This window comes from Streptomyces sp. HP-A2021 (assembly GCF_022807935.1).
In the GTDB taxonomy this organism is placed as follows: Bacteria; Actinomycetota; Actinomycetes; order Streptomycetales; family Streptomycetaceae; genus Streptomyces; species Streptomyces afghaniensis.
In genome coordinates this window covers 4,743,095-4,760,893 of the sequence record NZ_CP094344.1, presented here as the reverse complement: position 1 = coordinate 4,760,893, position 17,799 = coordinate 4,743,095, and the positions used below count along the sequence as shown (strand labels likewise).

The 17,799-nt window shown below is 73.4% G+C and carries 15 protein-coding genes; 11 read left to right on the top strand and 4 right to left on the bottom strand.

From position 1 onward, the window contains the following. The first annotated feature begins 281 nt into the window (after positions 1 to 281). Genes MQE23_RS21415 through MQE23_RS21395 form a run of 5 tightly spaced genes read left to right on the top strand, consistent with a single transcriptional unit; the run spans position 282 to position 5,453 of the window. Entirely contained in the window at positions 282 to 731 is a 450-nt protein-coding gene (locus tag MQE23_RS21415; RefSeq protein ID WP_020271293.1) for a lasso peptide biosynthesis protein, read from the top strand. Position 732: 1 nt separating this feature from the next. Continuing rightward, complete coding sequence (locus tag MQE23_RS21410; protein ID WP_020271292.1) at positions 733 to 2,691, top strand: asparagine synthase-related protein; 1,959 nt, start codon at positions 733 to 735, stop codon at positions 2,689 to 2,691. Continuing rightward, positions 2,684 to 2,989 carry an actinodefensin-associated protein B gene (gene adfB, locus MQE23_RS21405; RefSeq protein WP_020271291.1) on the top strand — a complete coding sequence of 102 codons (306 nt, stop codon included), beginning with the start codon at positions 2,684 to 2,686 and terminating at the stop codon, positions 2,987 to 2,989. The genes MQE23_RS21410 and adfB overlap by 8 nt, the downstream gene beginning before the upstream one ends. Beyond that, a complete protein-coding gene (locus MQE23_RS21400) occupies positions 2,986 to 4,005 on the top strand; it encodes a hypothetical protein (RefSeq protein ID WP_243379925.1) in 1,020 nt (339 codons plus the stop codon). Before adfB ends, MQE23_RS21400 begins: the two co-directional genes overlap by 4 nt. Beyond that, complete coding sequence (locus tag MQE23_RS21395) at positions 3,948 to 5,453, top strand: FAD-dependent monooxygenase (RefSeq protein WP_243379924.1); 1,506 nt, start codon at positions 3,948 to 3,950, stop codon at positions 5,451 to 5,453. The genes MQE23_RS21400 and MQE23_RS21395 overlap by 58 nt, the downstream gene beginning before the upstream one ends. Before the next feature lie 18 nt (positions 5,454 to 5,471). On the opposite strand, the gene MQE23_RS21390 is transcribed toward MQE23_RS21395, so the two are convergent. After that, positions 5,472 to 6,092: a TetR/AcrR family transcriptional regulator gene (locus MQE23_RS21390; RefSeq protein ID WP_243379923.1), complete on the bottom strand. Its 621-nt coding sequence runs from the start codon at positions 6,090 to 6,092 to the stop codon at positions 5,472 to 5,474. 158 nt (positions 6,093 to 6,250) lie between these two features. Here MQE23_RS21390 and MQE23_RS21385 point away from each other — a divergent pair, with 158 nt between their 5' ends. From MQE23_RS21385 to MQE23_RS21375, 3 genes are read left to right on the top strand one after another with little or no spacing between them, the layout of a single operon-like run. Next, positions 6,251 to 7,021: a glucose 1-dehydrogenase gene (locus MQE23_RS21385; protein WP_020271288.1), complete on the top strand. Its 771-nt coding sequence runs from the start codon at positions 6,251 to 6,253 to the stop codon at positions 7,019 to 7,021. A gap of 53 nt (positions 7,022 to 7,074) precedes the next feature. Further along, positions 7,075 to 8,880: an NAD(P)/FAD-dependent oxidoreductase gene (locus MQE23_RS21380; protein ID WP_243379922.1), complete on the top strand. Its 1,806-nt coding sequence runs from the start codon at positions 7,075 to 7,077 to the stop codon at positions 8,878 to 8,880. Next, positions 8,877 to 10,496, top strand: a complete 1,620-nt coding sequence (locus tag MQE23_RS21375) for an SMP-30/gluconolactonase/LRE family protein (protein ID WP_037668057.1) — start codon at positions 8,877 to 8,879, stop codon at positions 10,494 to 10,496. Before MQE23_RS21380 ends, MQE23_RS21375 begins: the two co-directional genes overlap by 4 nt. Positions 10,497 to 10,554: 58 nt before the next feature. Here MQE23_RS21375 and MQE23_RS21370 read toward each other — a convergent pair whose 3' ends face one another. Next, positions 10,555 to 11,988: a DEAD/DEAH box helicase gene (locus MQE23_RS21370; protein WP_020271374.1), complete on the bottom strand. Its 1,434-nt coding sequence runs from the start codon at positions 11,986 to 11,988 to the stop codon at positions 10,555 to 10,557. Positions 11,989 to 12,145: 157 nt separating this feature from the next. Beyond that, a complete protein-coding gene (locus MQE23_RS21365) occupies positions 12,146 to 12,349 on the bottom strand; it encodes a cold-shock protein (RefSeq protein ID WP_010032345.1) in 204 nt (67 codons plus the stop codon). 349 nt (positions 12,350 to 12,698) lie between these two features. On the opposite strand from MQE23_RS21365, the gene MQE23_RS21360 reads away from it, so the two are divergent. From MQE23_RS21360 to MQE23_RS21350, 3 genes are all read left to right on the top strand, one after another. Beyond that, positions 12,699 to 14,906 carry an MMPL family transporter gene (locus MQE23_RS21360; RefSeq protein WP_243379921.1) on the top strand — a complete coding sequence of 736 codons (2,208 nt, stop codon included), beginning with the start codon at positions 12,699 to 12,701 and terminating at the stop codon, positions 14,904 to 14,906. Between the two features lie 107 nt (positions 14,907 to 15,013). Further along, positions 15,014 to 16,267, top strand: coding sequence for a sensor histidine kinase (locus tag MQE23_RS21355; RefSeq protein WP_243379920.1), 1,254 nt, complete (start codon positions 15,014 to 15,016; stop codon positions 16,265 to 16,267). Then, positions 16,264 to 16,944 carry a response regulator transcription factor gene (locus tag MQE23_RS21350; RefSeq protein WP_243379919.1) on the top strand — a complete coding sequence of 227 codons (681 nt, stop codon included), beginning with the start codon at positions 16,264 to 16,266 and terminating at the stop codon, positions 16,942 to 16,944. Before MQE23_RS21355 ends, MQE23_RS21350 begins: the two co-directional genes overlap by 4 nt. Positions 16,945 to 17,091: 147 nt before the next feature. On the opposite strand, the gene MQE23_RS21345 is transcribed toward MQE23_RS21350, so the two are convergent. Then, the gene (locus MQE23_RS21345; protein WP_020271380.1) at positions 17,092 to 17,745 is read right to left on the bottom strand and encodes a MerR family transcriptional regulator; all 654 of its coding nucleotides are present in this window, start codon (positions 17,743 to 17,745) and stop codon (positions 17,092 to 17,094) included. Between the last annotated feature and the right edge of the window lie 54 nt (positions 17,746 to 17,799).

The window sequence follows — 17,799 nt, the reverse complement described above, 5'->3', positions numbered from 1 at the left end:
GAGGAGCGGAAGTGATTCCCTCCCGGTGACACACCCGGGCGTGGCCTTCCCTTCGGGGAGGCCACGCCCGGCGCTTCTCAGGAAAATCTGCCACGCCTGGGTATTACCTGCGCAGAGAAATCCCCACAAAGGAAAACCGCAGCCCGCCGAGCAGGAAAGAGGAGATCGTGTTTTCCGCCCCACCAGCTTTCCGGTCGACCGGGCGTGGACCGGCCGCCCGGTCTCCCCGTGAGACCCCGCGCGAGCTGCGGCGCCGCCTGGTCCGTTCCGCGCTCGCCGGCGTGACGGTGCCCGCCGAGGTCCCGGTGCGCGGCCGTGAGCTGCCCCGGGCGGTGGCGGACTACCTGCGCATCGGCCGCGCCTTCCGCGCCGGCGGTCTGGCCGCCGCCCTCCCGCTGCTGCCCCCGGTCGACCCGCGCCGGCCGCGGCGCGCCCTGCGGGACGAGGCGACCGCCTTCTGCGCCCGCGCGGCCGCCTGGCAGATCCAGGGCCTCGCCCGTACCGTCGCCGGCGCCCATCTGTGCCTGCACGAGTCGCTCGGTGTCTGCGCCGCCCTGCGCGGGCTCGGCTTCGACGCCGAGGTCGTCATCGGCTACCCCGTCATCGAGCACTCGGACGGCAGCGAGGAACTGCACGCCTGGCCCGCCCTCGGCGACCTGCCGCTGGTCGGGCGCGGCGGGGAACGGCCCCTCGGATACGTCGAGTTGCTCCGCTACCCGCAGGAGGGCTGAGATGCTGCTCACCGCTTTCGGCATGGCGGGCCGGGCGCACGTCCCCGGCGGCGCGCTCCTGGACACGACCACCGCCCACGACGCCACCGGCACGGCCTCCCCCCGGGCCGCCGGCGACCGTCCCTGTCTGCTCCAGGGCCCGGTCTACGAGAACGGCGCCGCACTGGACGCGGCCCGGGCCGAGCGGGCCGGCCGGCTCCAGTTCACCGGCTGGCTCGACCTGTCCGCGCTGCCCGAGTTCCTGCTCCTCGACACCGGCCGCGAGCCGGGTGCCGCGCTCACCGCGCTGCAACGCCTGCTCGACCTGCGCGGGGCCGAGGCGGTCCGCCGGCTGCGCGGCGACTTCGTCCTCGCCCATGTCGCGCCCGACGGAGGGCGGCTGACGCTGTACCGGGCGGTGAACGCCCTCACCCCGTTGTTCTGGACCCAGGACGGCGACAGCCTGCTGTGGGCCGCCGACCCGGCCCGGCTGCTGGGCGACCGGCCGCCCCGGCTCTCCGACGTCGACACCGACGTGCTGCCGATGCTCATCGCCGAGCGCGGCATGCCGGACGACCGCTCCTGGTTCGCCGGGGTGCGCAGACTCCCGCCGGGCAGCGCGCTGGTGCTGGAGAAGGGGCGGCGGCCCCGGTCCGAGACGTTCGACGAGTTCCGCCCGCACGAGAACCCGCCCCGCACCATCGACGAGGCCGCCGACGGCCTGCGCGAGCGTCTGGCCCGCGCCTGCGGCCGGATGCTCGCGCACGAGCCGGACGCCGTCCTCATGCTCAGCGGCGGCATCGACTCGGCCGCCGTCGCCCACGAGATCGGCACCGGTCCGGGCCGGGGCATGGGGCTGCACTTCACCCTGGAGGGCTTCCCCGGCTTCGACTCCGACCGGGAGGCCGCGGAGTCCGTGGCCCGGGCCTGCGGGCTGTCCTGGATGCCGTACGACATGTCCAAGCACACCCGGGCCGGCGGCGACTACATCGACATCCCCGCCACCGGCGCGCTGCCGCAGACCCATGTGCCGCTGCGGGGCATCGCGGCGGCAGTCGACCTCGCGGAGGCGGCCGGCGCCCGGTTCGTGCTCTCCGGGCTGCTCGCGGACCAGATCCTCGCCCACGACCTGCAACGCGGACTGTTCTCGGTGGCCGGCCCGGCGATCCTCGACCCCCGGGTGGCCGGTGAGCCCGTCTGGCAGACGCTCGCCGCCGCAGCACGGACGTCGTTCGCGGGCGGCGCCCCGGCCGGAGACGGGCCGGGCGCCGGAAGCACGGGACGGCCGGGCGGCCGGGCACTGGCCACGGCCCGCTACCTCTACCGGCTGCTCAGCGGCGACCCCACCACCGCGCTGCCGGACCGCGACGCCATCGTGCACCCCGTCGGCTTCACGGAGGACGCCGGTGCCCGCGTCACCCTCGCCCTGCGCGAGGCCGCCGACCGGGCCCGGGACAGCCTCCACTCGGCGCTGCGGCGCGGCGGCTGGTCCCGCCGCGGCCTGCCGCAGGGCATCACCTCGCTGTTCATGCTCGGCCAGTCCCTCAGCACGGCCAACCTCCAGGCGGCCTGGATCAACTACGCGCTGCCCAAGCACCGGCTGATCAGCACGCCCTTCGCGGACCGGGACGTCGTCGAGTACGCCCTCGCCCTGCCCGCCCGGCACCGCATCGGCTTCGGACACGGCCTCACCGTCGACAAGTTCGCGCTGCGGCTCGCCTACGCCGACCGGGCCGTGCCCGCCGGGATCGGCCACCGTATGCAGCAGGCCCGGATCGACTCGATCTCCGCGATGTTCGTCAACCAGAACTTCGAGGCCTGCCGTGCCCTGCTCACCCCCGACTCGCTGCTGTGCCGGCTGGGCGTGCTGAGCCGGACCTTCGTCGACGGTCTGACGCCCGCCCGGGTGCACCGCAACGGGGAGGAGATCGCCCGACTCTGCGTGATCGAGCGCTGGCTGGAAGGACTGGACCATGCGTGACGCGACCCGCGCCGAGGCCGAGGTCGAACTCGCCGACCACATCGTGTTCCGGGAACTCCCGTTCTGCGGCGTCCTGCTGGACACCCGCCGGTTCACCGTGCACCGGCTGTCGCGCCGCGCCAGTCACGTCCTGCGGAGCGCGCTGGACCCCGGCTCCCCCAACCCGTACGCCCCGCTGCTCCCCGACGGCGACGAGGAGACGGCACAGCGGCTCCGGCGGCAGCTGCTGGACCGGCTGGTGTCGAGCGGCATGGTGCGCCGGGCCGGTTCCGGTGAGGCCCCGGGGGAGCGGAGGTGAGCTCCGCTCCGGCGAGCGGCGCGGGGACGCTGCCCGAGCCGCTGACCCGCGCACTGGCCTGGGTCGGCGACCGGCTGCCGGCGTTCCTGCCGCCGCCGGACCCCGCCGCCCGGCGCGACCGCCTCAAGCCGCTGAGCGAACTCGCCCTCGCCCACCACTGGCTGGCCGGGCGGCTCGGCCCAAGGGTCCGGGAGCTCGGCGGCTGGCGGGACTTCCTCGTCGAGGCGTGCGCCGGCGGGCTCGCGGCCCGGGCGGCGGCAGCCGAACCGGGCGACGCCCTCTACCTGATGCAGCCCTACCTGTGGCTCCGGGCCGCCGGCCACGTCGTCGACGACTGCGAGCAGGTCCTGCGCGAGCGGGCCCGCGCCGGAGTGCGCCCCGGCTCACCGGGCGTCCTGCACGCCCTGGAGGCCGCCGGGCTGCTGCGCACGGGCCCGGACTGGGCCGGGCTGTGCCGCAGGGCGGTCCTGGGCCGGGACTGGACGGACCAGGACCTGACCCGGGACGCCTACCGCGTCACCCACGCGGTGTTCTACGCCACCGACCTGGGCGGCGCCCCGCTCGTCCTGTCCGCCGTCGAGCGGGACCGGCTCGCCGCGCTGCTGCACCGGCTGCACGGGCACGCCCTGCGCGCCGGGCGGTGGGACCTGCTCGTCGAGACGCTCATCGCGCTGCGCGGCGTCGGTGCCGGGGACCCGGCCGCCGAGGAGGCCTGGGCGGCCCGGCGCGAGTCGCTGGCCGTCCACTGCGACGGCGGCACGCCGCTGGACGAGACGGCCGCACGCCTGCTGGCCGGGTCGCGGCCGGACGACACCACGCTCTTCCGGTCCTGCTACCACGCGACCCTGGCCGATCTGCTGCTCCAGTCCCTGTCGGTGTCGGTGTCGGTGTCGGTGCCGGGGACTCCGGGCCCGGGCCGGACGCCGGAACCGCACGAGTTGCAAGGAGACCCCTCACCATGCCCGCAGCCCGCACACCGGCAACGACCGCCCCTGACGCGGACGTCATCGTCGTAGGAGCCGGTCCGGTGGGCCTGATGCTGGCCTGCGAACTGGCGGTGGCGGGCGTCGGCGTCCTGGTCCTGGAGCGGGCGGCGGACTTCGACCGGCGGCTGCGCGCCCCGGGCATCACCGCGCGCAGCATCCAGGCCCTGGACCGGCGCGGTGTCCTGGACCAGCTGATGAAGGCGACGGCCGAGGCCGAACCGGCGTACCGCACCGAGCGGGACGGGGACGGCCGGGCGCCCGAGATGCTCCCGGTGCGCGCCGGCATCCTCGAAGAGGTGCTGTACGACCGTCTGGTGGAGCTCGGGGGCCGGGTGCGGCGGGGTCTGACGGTGACCGGCCTGAGGGACGGGACGGACGGTGCCGTCGTCACCGCCACCGACGAGGACGGCACCGAACACACCTTCCGGGCCTGCTACGCCGTCGGCTGCGACGGCGGGCGCAGTGCCGTCCGCAAGGCGCTCGGCATCGGGTTCCCCGGCGGCGGACCGGAGGTGACGGGGTATCAGGCCGTGGTGACCGTCGAGCCGGAGGGTGCTCTGGAGCGGACCTGGCGCCGGACGCCCCGGGGCATCGCGGCCTATGCGCACGGGCCCAGCCGGATCGTCAGCGTCGAGTTCGACACCCCGCCCGTCGACCGGCACAGCGAGGTGACCCTGGACGAGGTCGAGGCCAGTCTGCGCCGCACCAGCGGGGTCGACGTCACCCTGCGCGACCCGGTCTCCCTCGCCCGGTTCACCGGCACCTGCCGGCTCGCGGAGCGCTACCGCCGGGGCCGCGTCCTGCTCGCGGGTGACGCCGCCCACGTCCATCCGCCGTTCGGCGGGCAGGGCCTCAACCTCGGTCTCCAGGACGCCGTCAACCTCGGCTGGAAGCTCGCCGCCGCCGTCCGCGGCGACGCCCCGGACGGGCTGCTCGACAGCTACGAGAGCGAACGCCGGCCGGTCGCCGCCCGGGTGCTGCGCAACTCCGAGGCGGCCACCCGGATCCTGCACCCCGGCCCGGAGAACACGGCCCCGTACGAGCTGTTCTTCAAGGAGCTGATGACCGATCCGGCGGTCAAGCAGCGGCTCCACGACGTGTACGCCATGAAGGACGTGTTCTACCCGATGGGCACCGGAGCCGAGCCGGCGGCCGGTCTCCTCGGCCGTGCCTGCCCCGACCTCCTCCTGGAACGCCCGCGGCGGGACGGCGGCGGCACGGTGCGCCTGGCCACGCTCCAGCAGGAGGGCCGGGCGGTGCTGGTCCACACCGCCGGCCAGGCCGAGTTCGTGTCCCTGGCCGCGGGCTGGCGCGACCGCGTCGATCCGCTCGCCGCCGAGCGGGTCTCGCCGGACGTGCCCACTCCGCTGCTGGTGCGCCCCGACGGCTACGTGGCCTGGACTCCCGAGGCGGGCCCGGGCACCACCTTCGTCACGGCGCTGCGCCGCTGGCTGGGCGCGCCCCTGGTCGGCGACTGAGGGGGCCGGCCCGAATCCTCAGCGCCGCTCGACGACGTCGATCATCCGCAGCGCGCGCGTGACGGTCTCCGCAAAGGACGGCCCCGACGGCCGGTCGGGCCGCAGGGCCCAGTCCTCCACCGCGATGCGCATGGCGGTGTTCAGCACGCCCGCCTCCACCCGGACCGCGAGATCGCCGGACGGCCGGCCCGTGCGCTCGGCGATCACCGCGGCGAAGGCGGCTTCCGCGTCGTAGTGCGCCTCCAGCCACACCGCCCGCAGCCCGGGTTCGTCGCGGCCGAGCCGCAGCAGATCGCGCAGGGCCCGCACGCGCGGTGAGGTCTCGTCGTCGAACCGGATGCTCAGGATCGCCTCGGCGAGCGGCTCGTGATCGCCCCGGCAGTCCCGCAGATGCTCCGTCAGGAGCTCCAGGCCCGTGGTGAGCAGGGGGCGTACGCACTCCTCCTTGGAGCGGAAGTACCGCCACAGCGTGCGCGTCGACACGCCTGCCGCGGAGGCGATGTCCTCCGCGGTGACCGCCGCGACGCCCTTCGCGGCGAAGAGCCGGACCGCCTCCTCGGCGATCTCCATACGCGTCTCGGCGCGTCGCCGCTCCGTCAGCGGTGGCCGCCCCGTGGCCCCACCCGATCGTCCGGCCATGCGCCCTCCTCGACTTGCCGCGCCCACTCTATTTTACGTCGCGCCCTGCCTTCCTGGCGTGAAACGACCTGTTGGCACGACGCGTCTTTATGTCGCACTGAGACAAAAACCAGTACTGTGCCCGCACGCCGGGCCAACGCGACGAGCAGAGGAGCGCCATGGGTGCCACGGGTCTGTCAGGCAAGAGCGTCATCGTCACCGGAGCCGCCTCCGGCATCGGCCGCGCCACCGCCCTGCGGTTCGCCGCGGAGGGAGCGCGGGTCGTGGTCGCCGACCTGAACGCCGAGGGGGCCAAGAGTGTCGTCGGGGCCATCGAGTCCGCCGGGGGAACGGCCGTCGCCGTCACGGGCGACCTGAGCGACAGCGCCGTCGTCGACGCGGTCGTGGCCGCCGCGGTCGGCACCTTCGGCGGCATCGACGTGCTGGTCAACAACGCCGGCGTCATGGACAGCATGTCGGCCGCCGCCGACGTCACCGACGCGGAGTGGGAGCGAGTCCTGCGGATCAATCTCACCGCGCCGTTCCTGCTGACCCGGGCCGCGCTGCCGCACATGATCGCCGCGGGCGGCGGCGCCATCGTCAACACCGCGTCCGAGGCGGCGCTGCGCGGCAGCGCGGCCGGCACGGCGTACACCGCCTCCAAGCACGGCGTCCTCGGGCTCACCCGCTCTCTCGCGGTGATGTACCGCGACCAGGGCATCCGCACCAACGCCATAGCCCCGGGCGGCACGGCCACCGACATCACCGCCGACGTCCACATCGACCGGGAGGCCCACGGACCGGCCGTCGTGGGCCGGTACTTCGTCAACATGGGCCGCATCTGCGAGCCGGAGGAGCAGGCCGCCGCCATCGTCTATCTCGCCTCCGACGCGGCGAGCGGTGTCAACGGCGTCGTCCTGCCGGTGGACAACGCCTGGGCCGCGGTCTGACCCCACCCGGCCTCCCCGTACCGCGCCCCATCCGCGAGAGGAAGAGGACACGCATGTCCACCCCCCACACCCCCGCCCCGGCCCTGGACTTCGACCCGGACGCCCTGCGCGAGCGGTACCGGGCCGAGCGCGACCGGCGGATCCGCCCGGACGCCAACCGCCAGTACCGGCGCACCACCGGCGAGTTCGGCCACTTCGACGAGGACCCGTACGCCGAGTCCGGGTTCAGCCGGGAGCCGCTGCACGACCACGTGGACGTGGTGGTCGTCGGCGGCGGCTTCGGCGGCCTGCTGACCGGTGCCCGGCTGCGCCAGGCCGGCCTGGAGAACGTCCGGATCATCGAGAAGGGCGCCGATTTCGGCGGCACCTGGTACTGGAACCGGTATCCGGGCATCCACTGCGACATCGAGTCGTACGTCTACATGCCGCTGCTGGAGGAGCTCGGCTACGTCCCGAAGTGGAAGTACGCGCCGGGCGAGGAGATCCGGCAGCACGCGCAGGCGATCGCCCGGCACTTCGGCCTCTACGACGACGCCTGCTTCCGGACGCAGGTGAGCGAACTGCGCTGGGACGAGGGCGAGTCCGCCTGGATCGTCACCACCGACCGCGGCGACCGCATGACCGCACGCCATGTCGTCGTGGCCACCGGGCTGCTCAGCCAGCCCAAACTGCCCGGGATCGAAGGCATCGAGACCTTCAAGGGCCACATGTTCCACACCAGCCGCTGGGACTACGACTACACCGGCGGCGACGCGAACGGCGGACTGCACAAGCTCGCCGACAAGCGCGTCGCCCTCATCGGCACCGGCGCCACCGCCATCCAGGTCGTGCCGCACCTGGGCCGGGACGCCCAGCACCTGTACGTCTTCCAGCGCACCCCGTCCTCCGTCGACGTGCGCGGACAGCGCCCCACCGACCCCGAGTGGGCCGGCTCGCTGGAGCCCGGCTGGGCGCGGCGGCGCCGGGACAACTTCCTCGCGGTCGTCACGGGCGGCCCGGCCGACGAGGACCTGGTGGCCGACGGCTGGACCGGCACCGCCCGCCTCCAGCAGAAGCTCATCCCCACCGACGGCTTCACCGGCCTCACGCCCGAGGAACGCGAACGCCTGGAGGAGATCGCCGACTTCCAGAAGATGAACGAACTGCGGGCCCGGGTGGACGCGATCGTCGAGGACCCGGAGACCGCCGAGAAGCTCAAGCCCTGGTACCGCTACATGTGCAAGCGGCCCACGTTCAGCGACGGTTACCTGGAGACCTTCAACCGGCCAAACGTCACCCTCGTGGACACGGCCGACCACGGGGGAGTGGAGCGCTTCACCGAGCGCGCCGCCGTGGTCGGCGGGGTGGAGTACGAGGCCGACTGCGTCATCTTCGGCACCGGATTCGAGGTCGGCGTCTCCGGTCTGCTGTCCGGGCAGCTTCCCGCGTACGGCAGGGACGGCGTCGCCCTGCTGGAGGCCTGGCGGAAGACCGGCCCGAGGACCCTGCACGGCTTCTACAGCCGCGGTTTCCCCAACCTGTTCATGCTCGGCTCGGTGCAGTCCGCCAGCTCCGTGAACTACGTGCACGTCCTGGACGAGCAGGCCACGCACGTCGCCGAGGTGATCGCCGAGGCGCGTCGGCGCGGGGTCCGGTGCGTGGAGCCGACGGCCGAGGCGGAGACCGCCTGGGGGGCCGTGATCCGCGCCAAGTCGGTGGACCTGTACAAGTTCCAGTCCGAGTGCACCCCCGGCTACTACAACGCCGAGGGCATGCCGAGACCCCGCAGCGAGTCGTACGGCGACGGCCCGATCGCGTTCTACGAGCTGATCCGGCGCTGGCGTGCGGAGGGCGGCATGGACGAGGTGCTGGGCTCGTGACGGGGCGTCCGAGCAGGCACGAAACGAGTGGCGTGCGCAGCACCCGCTGGCAGGCCCGGCGCCTCAACTCACCGAACCCGCTGTGGGGTTCCAACGGCGTCGCATTCGGCCCCGACGGGCGGCTGTACGTCGCGCAGTTCCTCGCCGGGCAGATCAGTGCCGTCGACCCGGCCACCGGGGACGTCGAGGTCGTGGTCCCGCCGGACGGCCCGGTCCAGTCGCCCGACGACCTGGCCTTCGGGGCGGACGGGTCGATGTACATCGCCGACCTGGTCCCCGGCCGGGTGTGGCGCCGCAGTCCCCGGGGCGAGTACGGCCTCGTCTCCGACGAGGTGAAGGTGCCCAACGGCATCACGTGCGTGGGCGACCGGCTGTTCGTCAACGAGATGCGGATGAACGGCCGGCTGCTGGAGCTCTTCCCCGAGGGCGGTGACCCGGTCGTGCTGACCGACGGGCTGGCGCTCGGCAACGCCATGCAGCTCGGCCCGGACGGCTGCCTCTACTACCCGCACATGGTCAGCAACCAGGTCTGGCGCATCCCCACCGGCGGCGGTGTGCCCGAGGTCGTCGCCGAGGACGTGCACGACCCGGTCGCGGTCCGCTTCGACCAGGGCGGCGTCCTGCACGTCCTGTCGCGCGGCCCCGAGGGCATCGTCACCCGAGTCGACCTGCACGGCACGGGCTCCCGCTCGCTGGTCACCAGCGGGGTCACGGGCCTGGACAACGCCGCGTTCGACGGGGAGAACCGCATGTTCGTCTCCAGCTTCGCGAGCGGCGGCATCACGGAGCTCCACCCCGACGGCCGCACCCGGCCCGTCGTCCCGCGCGGCCTGGACGGCCCGTACGGCGTGACGATCGACCTCGGCGGCCGGGTGTACGCGGCCGACCACTACCGCGTGGCCCGCCCGGAGGAGCCCGACCCCGGCGCGTCGGGCGACGTCACCACCGAGATCCTCCAGCCCTTCGTCCACGGCATCACGGCCGACGGCGAAGTCCTGCACACGACCTCGCAGTTCGGCACGGTCCAGACCTACGACCCCGCCGCCGGCACCACCCGCACCAGGGCGACCGGCCTGGACCAGCCCCTCGGCATCACGGCCCGGCCCGACGGCACCCTGGTCGTCGCCGAGACGGGCGCCGGCCGCGTCCTCGCCATCGACGGTACGGACACGGTCACGGTCCTGGCCGAAGGCATCGACCACCCCGTGGACGTCACGCTCGACGCGGAGGGCCGCTGCTACGTCAGCGACGACCGGCGAGGGGCCGTACTCCGCATCGACGACGAGGGCGAGCCGGTGCCGGTCGCGGACGGCCTCGGCGCCCCACAGGGTCTGGCGGTGCGCGGCGACGAGCTCTTCACCGTGGACACCGCTCACCGCCGGCTCTGGTCGGTCTCCCTGACGACGGGCGACACCCGTATCGAGGCGGAAGACCTGGCGGTCGGCACCCCGCCGGGGGCCGCACCGCGCCAGACCCCCGCCCTCTTCGCCCACGGCCTCCCCGGCGTGGCCCCCCGTTTCGCGGGACTCACCGCCGCCCCGGACGGCTCCCTGCTCCTGTCGTCCAACGGGGAGGGGACGGTGGTACGGCTGACTCCCGCGCGGACCGACCCATGACGCGGACCGCGCGGCCACCGCTCCGGGGAGCTATCCGGGGAGCAATCCGGGATGCGGTTCAGCGGCGGCGGCTCCGGGCGGGCCTGCCGCGCCGGGCGCGTGGGGTGGAACCCGGGCGCGCGGGGCCGCTCTCGGAGGGCGGCGGGGTGAGGACCACGGGCACGCCCGAGGGTGCCTGGGCGCCGGTGATGCGGCTCAGTTCGGCCGCGCCCGAGCGGACCCGGGTGACACGCGGGGTGATCCCGGCGTCGGCCATCAGGCGGGCCGTCTCGCGGCGCTGGTGGGGCAGGACCAGCGTGACGACGGTGCCCGACTCGCCGGCGCGGGCGGTCCGGCCGCCGCGGTGCAGGTAGTCCTTGTGGTCGGCGGGCGGGTCCACGTTGACGACCAGGTCGAGGTTGTCGACGTGGATGCCGCGGGCCGCGACGTTGGTGGCCACCAGGACCGTGACCTCGCCGTCCTTGAACCGGGCCAGGGTCCGGGTGCGCTGCGACTGCGACTTCCCGCCGTGCAGGGCCGAGGCGCGCACCCCGACGGCCAGCAGCTTCTTGGCCAGCCGGTCGGCGGCGTGCTTGGTGTCCAGGAACATGATCACGCGGCCGTCGCGGGCGGCGATCTCCGTCGTGGTGGCGTGCTTGTCGTCGTCCTCCACGTGCAGCAGGTGGTGCTCCATCGTGGTGACCGCGCCGGCGGACGGGTCGACCGAGTGGACCACGGGGTCGTGGAGGTAGGTGCGGACCAGACGGTCGACGTTGCGGTCCAGCGTGGCCGAGAACAGCAGCCGCTGGCCCCCGGGCTGTACCTGGTCGAGCAGGGCGGTCACCTGCGGCATGAAGCCCATGTCGGTCATCTGGTCGGCCTCGTCCAGGACCGTGACGCTGACGCGGTCCAGCCGGCAGTCGCCGCGGTCTATGAGGTCCTTGAGCCGGCCGGGCGTCGCGACGACGACCTCGGCGCCGCCGCGCAGCGCGCTCGCCTGGCGGCCGATCGACATACCGCCGACCACCGTGGTGAGCCGCAGGCGCAGCGCCTGGGCGTAGGGGGTGAGCGCGGCGGTGACCTGCTGGGCCAGTTCCCTGGTGGGGGTGAGGACGAGGGCCAGCGGCTGCCGGGGCTCGGCCCGCTGCCCGTCGATGCGGGCCAGTACGGCGAGACCGAAGGCGAGCGTCTTGCCCGACCCGGTGCGCCCGCGGCCCAGCACGTCCCGGCCGGCCAGCGAGTTGGGCAGCGTCGCCGCCTGGATCGGGAACGGCACCGTCATGCCCTCGGCGCGCAGCGCGGCGAGCAGCCGGTCGGGCAGGCCGAGTCCGGCGAAGTCGTGGACGGCGGGCAGCGCCGGGGTGAGGGTGGCCGGGGGCGCGAACTCCCCGCCGGGCGCGGTACGGCGCCGGGGGCCGCCGCGGCCCGCGCCGGCCGTACGGGCGGAGACGCTTCGGCCCGCCGCCTTACGGGAGTGGGGCGAGCCGTTGTTCTTGCGAGCGGTGCGATCCAAGGGGATCCTTCCTCGATGCGGCACACGTATCGGGGAATTCCCGGCGGCCGGCAAGGGCCGCACCAGGATTCGCAACACTGAGCCGGGTGTTGGATGAAAACGAGGCTGGGGCCCGCACCTCACGGTGCGGGCCCCGGTCACGACGGACGCGTCAGCGTCAGGCGGGCACGATGTTCTCGGCCTGCGGGCCCTTCTGGCCCTGCGTGACGTCGAAGGTAACCTTCTGGCCTTCCTGAAGCTCGCGGAAGCCGGAGGTGGCGATGTTCGAGTAGTGGGCGAACACGTCAGGACCGCCACCCTCCTGCTCGATGAAGCCGAAGCCCTTTTCCGCGTTGAACCACTTCACAGTGCCAGATGCCATGCTGAATCTCCCTTAGGGGGACAAACCCGAGACCCGCACTTTACGGACTCGGAGTCGCTGAAATGATCACCCTCGGAGAGATCCGAAAATCCTCGGAAACTAAAAAGAGTGCTCGTCGACGAAGGTCGATAGAGCACTCGAAGTCTCTGGGAACCAAAACTGCAACAACAACGACGGTAGCACAGGCCGCGCCGGATGGCCCGGAAATCTCGTACCCGAGGTGTACGGGCGGCCCGCTCGTACTGCGCTGCGAGTAGCCCGGATTGTCGGCAGCCGCACGACGACGGGACGGCCCGCCGCCGGAGAGCCTTGGCAGACGATCGACACCCGGATGTGGAGACCTGCTGCCGTGGCGACTTTTCTGTATCGAGTGGGCCGACTGGCCTTCCGGCGACGTTGGTACGTCGCCCTGGTCTGGGCGGCCGTGCTGGCCGCCGTCGGGCTCGGCGCCCTCAAGGCCCCGGGCGCCGCCGACGAGGGATTCTCGATGCCCGGCATCGAGTCCCAGAAGGCGTTCGACCTGATGGAACAGCGCTTCCCCGGGGCCACGGCCGACGGGGCGACCGCCCGGGTCGTGTTCATCGCGCCCGGCGGCGAGAAGGTGACCGCCGCCGAGAACAAGCAGGCCATCGAGAAGGCCGTGACCGGCCTCGGCGACGGCACGCAGGTCGCGAGCGCCGTCGACCCGTTCCGGGCGAAGACGGTCAGCAAGGACGGCTCGACCGCCTTCGCGACCGTCACCTACAAGGTCGGGGCTGACGACCTCACCGACGCCAGCCGGGCCCACCTGGAACGCGCCATCGACCAGGCCCGGGACTCCGGGCTGACCGTCGAGGCGGGCGGCACCGCGCTGGCCGGCAACGCCGGCCCGGGCGGCACGGCCGAGGTGATCGGCGTCGCGATCGCCGCCGTCGTGCTGCTCATCACCTTCGGCTCCCTGGCCGCCGCCGGGCTGCCCCTGCTGACCGCCCTCATCGGCGTCGGCGTCAGCATGGCCACGATCCTCACCCTGTCCCAGGCCCTCGGCCTGTCCACCACCACCGGCACCCTGGCGATGATGCTGGGCCTCGCCGTCGGCATCGACTACGCCCTGTTCGTCGTCTCCCGCTACCGGGAGGAACGCGCCAAGGGCCGGGCCCCGCAGGAGGCCGCCGGACTCGCCGCCGGCACGGCCGGGTCCGCGGTCGTGTTCGCCGGGCTCACCGTGGTCATCGCGCTGGCCGGGCTCGCCGTGGTCGGCATCCCGATGCTCACCAAGATGGGCCTGGCCGCCGCCGGCGCGGTCGTCGTCGCCGTACTGATCGCGCTGACGCTCGTCCCGGCCTTTCTCGGCTTCTGGCCGAACGCCGTGCTCACCCGGCGGGCCCGCAAGAGCGGCCGGATCGAGGGGAGCGACGGCGACAACGGCGGCAGCCGCTGGGCCCGGTTCGTCCTGCGCCGCCCCATACCCGTCCTGCTCCTCGGCGTCGTCGGTCTCGGCGCCCTCGCCCTGCCCGCGGCGGGCCTCCAACTGGGTATGCCCGGCGACGAGGCCAAGCCGGTCTCCACCACCGAACGCCGCGCCTACGACGCGCTCGCCGAGGGCTTCGGGCCGGGCTTCAACGGGCCGCTGACCGTCGTCGTGGACGGCAGGGGTGTCACCGACCCCAAGGGCGCGGCGGATGAGATCGCCCGCGAGATCGGCTCGACGAAGGGCGTCGTGTCCGTCTCCCCGGCCCGCTTCAACGACGTCGGTGACACCGCCGTCTTCTCCGTCGTGCCGTCCACCGCGCCGACCGACGAGAAGACCAAGAACCTGGTGACGACCATCCGGGGCGAGCGGCCCGGCATCGAGTCCGCCACCGGCGCGAGCTTCGAGGTCACCGGCACCACCGCGATGAACATCGACATCGCGCAGAAGGTGCAGGCCGCGCTGGTCCCGTACCTGACCGTGGTCGTCGGCCTGGCGGTCGTGCTGCTGCTGGTGGTCTTCCGGTCCCTGCTCGTCCCGCTCAAGGCGGCCCTCGGGTTCCTGCTGTCGGTGCTGGCCTCCTTCGGCGCGGTCGTCGTGGTGTTCCAGCAGGGCCACGGCGCCGAACTCTTCGGCGTGGAGCAGACCGGCCCGATCATGAGCCTGATGCCGATCTTCCAGGTCGGCATCGTCTTCGGCCTCGCGATGGACTACGAGGTGTTCCTCGTCTCGCGGATGCGGGAGGCGTACGTCCACGGCGAGTCGCCCGCGCAGGCGGTCACGTCCGGCTTCCGGCACAGCGCCCGGGTGGTCGTGGCGGCGGCCCTGATCATGGTCGCGGTCTTCGCCGGGTTCATCGGCGAGAGCGACTCCATGATCAAGATGATCGGGTTCGGGCTCGCCTCCGCCGTCCTGTTCGACGCCTTCGTCGTCCGGATGGCGATCGTGCCCGCTGTCCTCGCCCTGCTCGGCGACAAGGCCTGGTGGCTGCCGAAGTGGCTGGACCGGGCGCTGCCCCGCGTCGACGTGGAGGGCGAGGCCCTCAGCCGGCCGGAGCGGGAACGGGCCCCCGACCCCGCACCGGACCTGGAGCCGGCGCGCACCTGACCCACCCCGCACCAGGGCCGCCCGTGGCGAAGGACACGGGCGGCCCCTCGGGCCTTCCCGCCCGACGTCGACCACCATGGTCCTCAGCCCATCCCCCGGAGAGTTCGATGAGTATCACCCTGGAGCGGCGCTACGCGGATCGCCTGGAGGAGTTCTCGGCGCGCCACCCGTTCCTCGTCGATCTGGCGATGGTCCTGGCGCTGACGGGCTGCTCGGCCCTCGGCGGCTCGCTCACCCTGCCCGGCGCCGAACCTCCGGACCAGGACAAGGCCGCCACCGTCCTCACGGGGGTCGCCTGTCTCGTCCTGCTCAAGCACCGCAGCCACCCGCGCACCGTCGTCGTCGTGGCCGGGGGCTGCACGGTGGCCGCGGTCACGCTGGGCTATCTGGTCACGCCGCTGCTGCTGGCCCCGGTCATGGCGGCGCTGTACTGGCTGGCCGCGCTCACCGACCGGAAGTCCACCCGCGCCTACGGCCTCACCACCCTGGTCGCGGTGACGCTCGCTGCCGTGTTCTCCGACTCCATGAACCACGTCTCGCTGCTGCTCAGGACGATCGGCCCGGTCTTCTGGCTGATGCTGCCCCTGGCCGCCGGCAAGACGACCCAGTTGCGGCGCGCCTACCTCCAGGCCGTGCAGGCCCGGGCCGAACACGCCGAGCGCACCCGGGAGGAAGAGGCCCGGCAGCGCGTCACCGAGGAACGGATGCGCATCGCCCGCGAGTTGCACGACGTCGTCGCCCACCACATGGCCCTGGCCAACGCCCAGGCCGGCACGGCCGCGCACCTCGCCCTCAGCAACCCCGAGCAGACCCGGAAGATCCTCACCGACCTGACCGGCACCACGTCCTCCGCGCTCCGGGAGCTGAAGGCCGCCCTGGGCCTGCTGCGGCAGAACGACCACGAGGGCGACACCGGCCCCGGCTCCCCGGCGCTGGAACCGGCCCCCGGCCTGGCACGCCTGCCCGAGCTCGTGTCGGCGTGCGCGTCGGCGGGCCTGGAGGTCACCGTCATCACGGAGGGGGAGCCGCAGCCGCTGTCACCCGGCGTCGATCTGACCGCGTTCCGGATCGTGCAGGAGGCGCTCACCAACGTCACCAAGCACGCCACCGCCGAGGCCGCCCGAGTGCGCCTCGCATACACCGGCTCCCGCCTGCTGATCACGGTCACCGACGACGGCACCGGCAAACCGGTGGCCGAGGCCCCTCAGGGCCGCGGCTTCGGCCTCATGGGCATGCGTGAACGGGCCCACTCCATCGGCGGGGAACTGTGCGCCGGCCCCCGCCCCCAGGGCGGCTTCGAGGTCACCACCGCGCTGCCGCTGCAACCCACCACCCACCTCGCAGAAGGAACCACGCCATGACCATCAGGGTGCTGCTCGCCGACGACCAGGCACTGCTGCGGGCCACCTTCCGGATCCTCATTGACTCCTGCGCGGACATGGAGGTGGTCGCCGAGGCCTCCGACGGAGCGGAGGCGGTGGAGCTGACCCGCGCCCACCACCCCGACATCGTCCTCATGGACATCCGCATGCCCGGCACCGACGGCCTCACCGCCACCGCCATGCTCTGCGCCGACCCGGACCTGTCCGCCACCCGCGTCCTCATCCTCACCACCTTCGAGACCGAGGACTACGTCGCCCAGGCGCTGCGGGCCGGTGCCAGTGGCTTCCTCGGCAAGGACGTCACCGCCGACACCCTGCTGGCCGGCCTGCGCACGGTGGCCTCGGGCGAGGCGCTCCTCTCACCCGGCGCCACCCGCTCCCTCATCACCCGCTTCCTCATGGCCCCGGCCCCCGACACCCACCTGGCGTCCCCGGAGCGCCTCGCCGACCTCACGGTCCGCGAACGCGAGGTGATGGCCCTGGCAGCGGAGGGCAGGTCCAACACCGAGATCGCCGAGGACCTCACGCTCAGCCCGCTGACCGTCCGCACGCACATCCACCGGGCCATGACCAAGCTGAACGCCCGCGACCGTGCGCAACTGGTCGTCATCGCCTACCAGTCGGGCCTCGTTCGGGCGATGCCGCCGACGGCGTGAGGGCGGGGGCTTCGGCCGCCGCCCGTGTCCTCCGTGGAGTTGACGCTTTGAAGTGCCCCCCGGGTCCGTCCGACAGCAGCAGTTCGGGCCGCCCCGGGCGAACACATTACCGAAGGGTTCGGTTTCGGTCGGGGCTCCGCGCCCCGGCTAGCTCTTCTCGGCCCCCGGTGCCCCCTCCGCCCCGTACAGCCTGGCCGACGCGTCGACATGGGCCAGGCGGCGCAGTGCGCTGAACACCGCCTCGCCCAGGACCGTTCCGATGACCACGCCCTCCACCATGTCCTCGACGGCGACCCGCCGGTCCACGTACGCGAGGTCGGCCCGGGCGACCTGCTCGGCGGCTTCGGCGTACGTGTCGAGGAGTTCGGCGAAGGTTCCGTGGCCGAGCCGGGTCAGGGCGGCCAGGGCCCGGGCGAGGTCGGTCGCGGCGGGGTTCGACTCGTGGGTGCGCCAGCCGCGTCGGGAGATGAGGTCGGTCACGGTGGTGCGGGCGGCCGCCGCTTCGGCGTCGTCGGGGCCGTCGGCCGTGCCGCCCATGCGGTCCGCTGCCGCGCCGAGCACCTTGTGCAGGGGGCGTTCCGGGTCGTCGACGGCCGCCAGGACGTCCGCGATCTCCGCCACCTTCATGCCGCCGACGTCGAGCAGGGCGCGGATCAGCCGGAGCCGGCGTTCGTGTGTCTCGTCGTAGCTCGCCTGGTTACGGCTGGTCAACTCGCCTGCGGGGAGCAGCCCTTCGCGGACGTAGTACTTGATCGTCGGCACCGGCACCCCGGTCTTCCGGCTCAACTCTCCGATGCGCAATGTCGGTTCACTCCTCGCCCTTCGCCCTGCCCGTCGCGCCGGCTCTTGCCGACT

Excerpts from the sequence above, each read along its gene's own strand:
- MQE23_RS21410 (WP_020271292.1), top strand. The coding sequence starts at position 733 with ATGCTGCTCACCGCTTTCGGCATGGCGGGCCGGGCGCACGTCCCCGGC.
- adfB (WP_020271291.1), top strand. The coding sequence starts at position 2,684 with ATGCGTGACGCGACCCGCGCCGAGGCCGAGGTCGAACTCGCCGACCAC.
- MQE23_RS21395 (WP_243379924.1), top strand. The coding sequence starts at position 3,948 with ATGCCCGCAGCCCGCACACCGGCAACGACCGCCCCTGACGCGGACGTC.
- MQE23_RS21390 (WP_243379923.1), bottom strand. The coding sequence starts at position 6,092 with ATGGCCGGACGATCGGGTGGGGCCACGGGGCGGCCACCGCTGACGGAG.
- MQE23_RS21385 (WP_020271288.1), top strand. The coding sequence starts at position 6,251 with ATGGGTGCCACGGGTCTGTCAGGCAAGAGCGTCATCGTCACCGGAGCC.
- MQE23_RS21380 (WP_243379922.1), top strand. The coding sequence starts at position 7,075 with ATGTCCACCCCCCACACCCCCGCCCCGGCCCTGGACTTCGACCCGGAC.
- MQE23_RS21365 (WP_010032345.1), bottom strand. The coding sequence starts at position 12,349 with ATGGCATCTGGCACTGTGAAGTGGTTCAACGCGGAAAAGGGCTTCGGC.
- MQE23_RS21355 (WP_243379920.1), top strand. The coding sequence starts at position 15,014 with ATGAGTATCACCCTGGAGCGGCGCTACGCGGATCGCCTGGAGGAGTTC.
- MQE23_RS21350 (WP_243379919.1), top strand. The coding sequence starts at position 16,264 with ATGACCATCAGGGTGCTGCTCGCCGACGACCAGGCACTGCTGCGGGCC.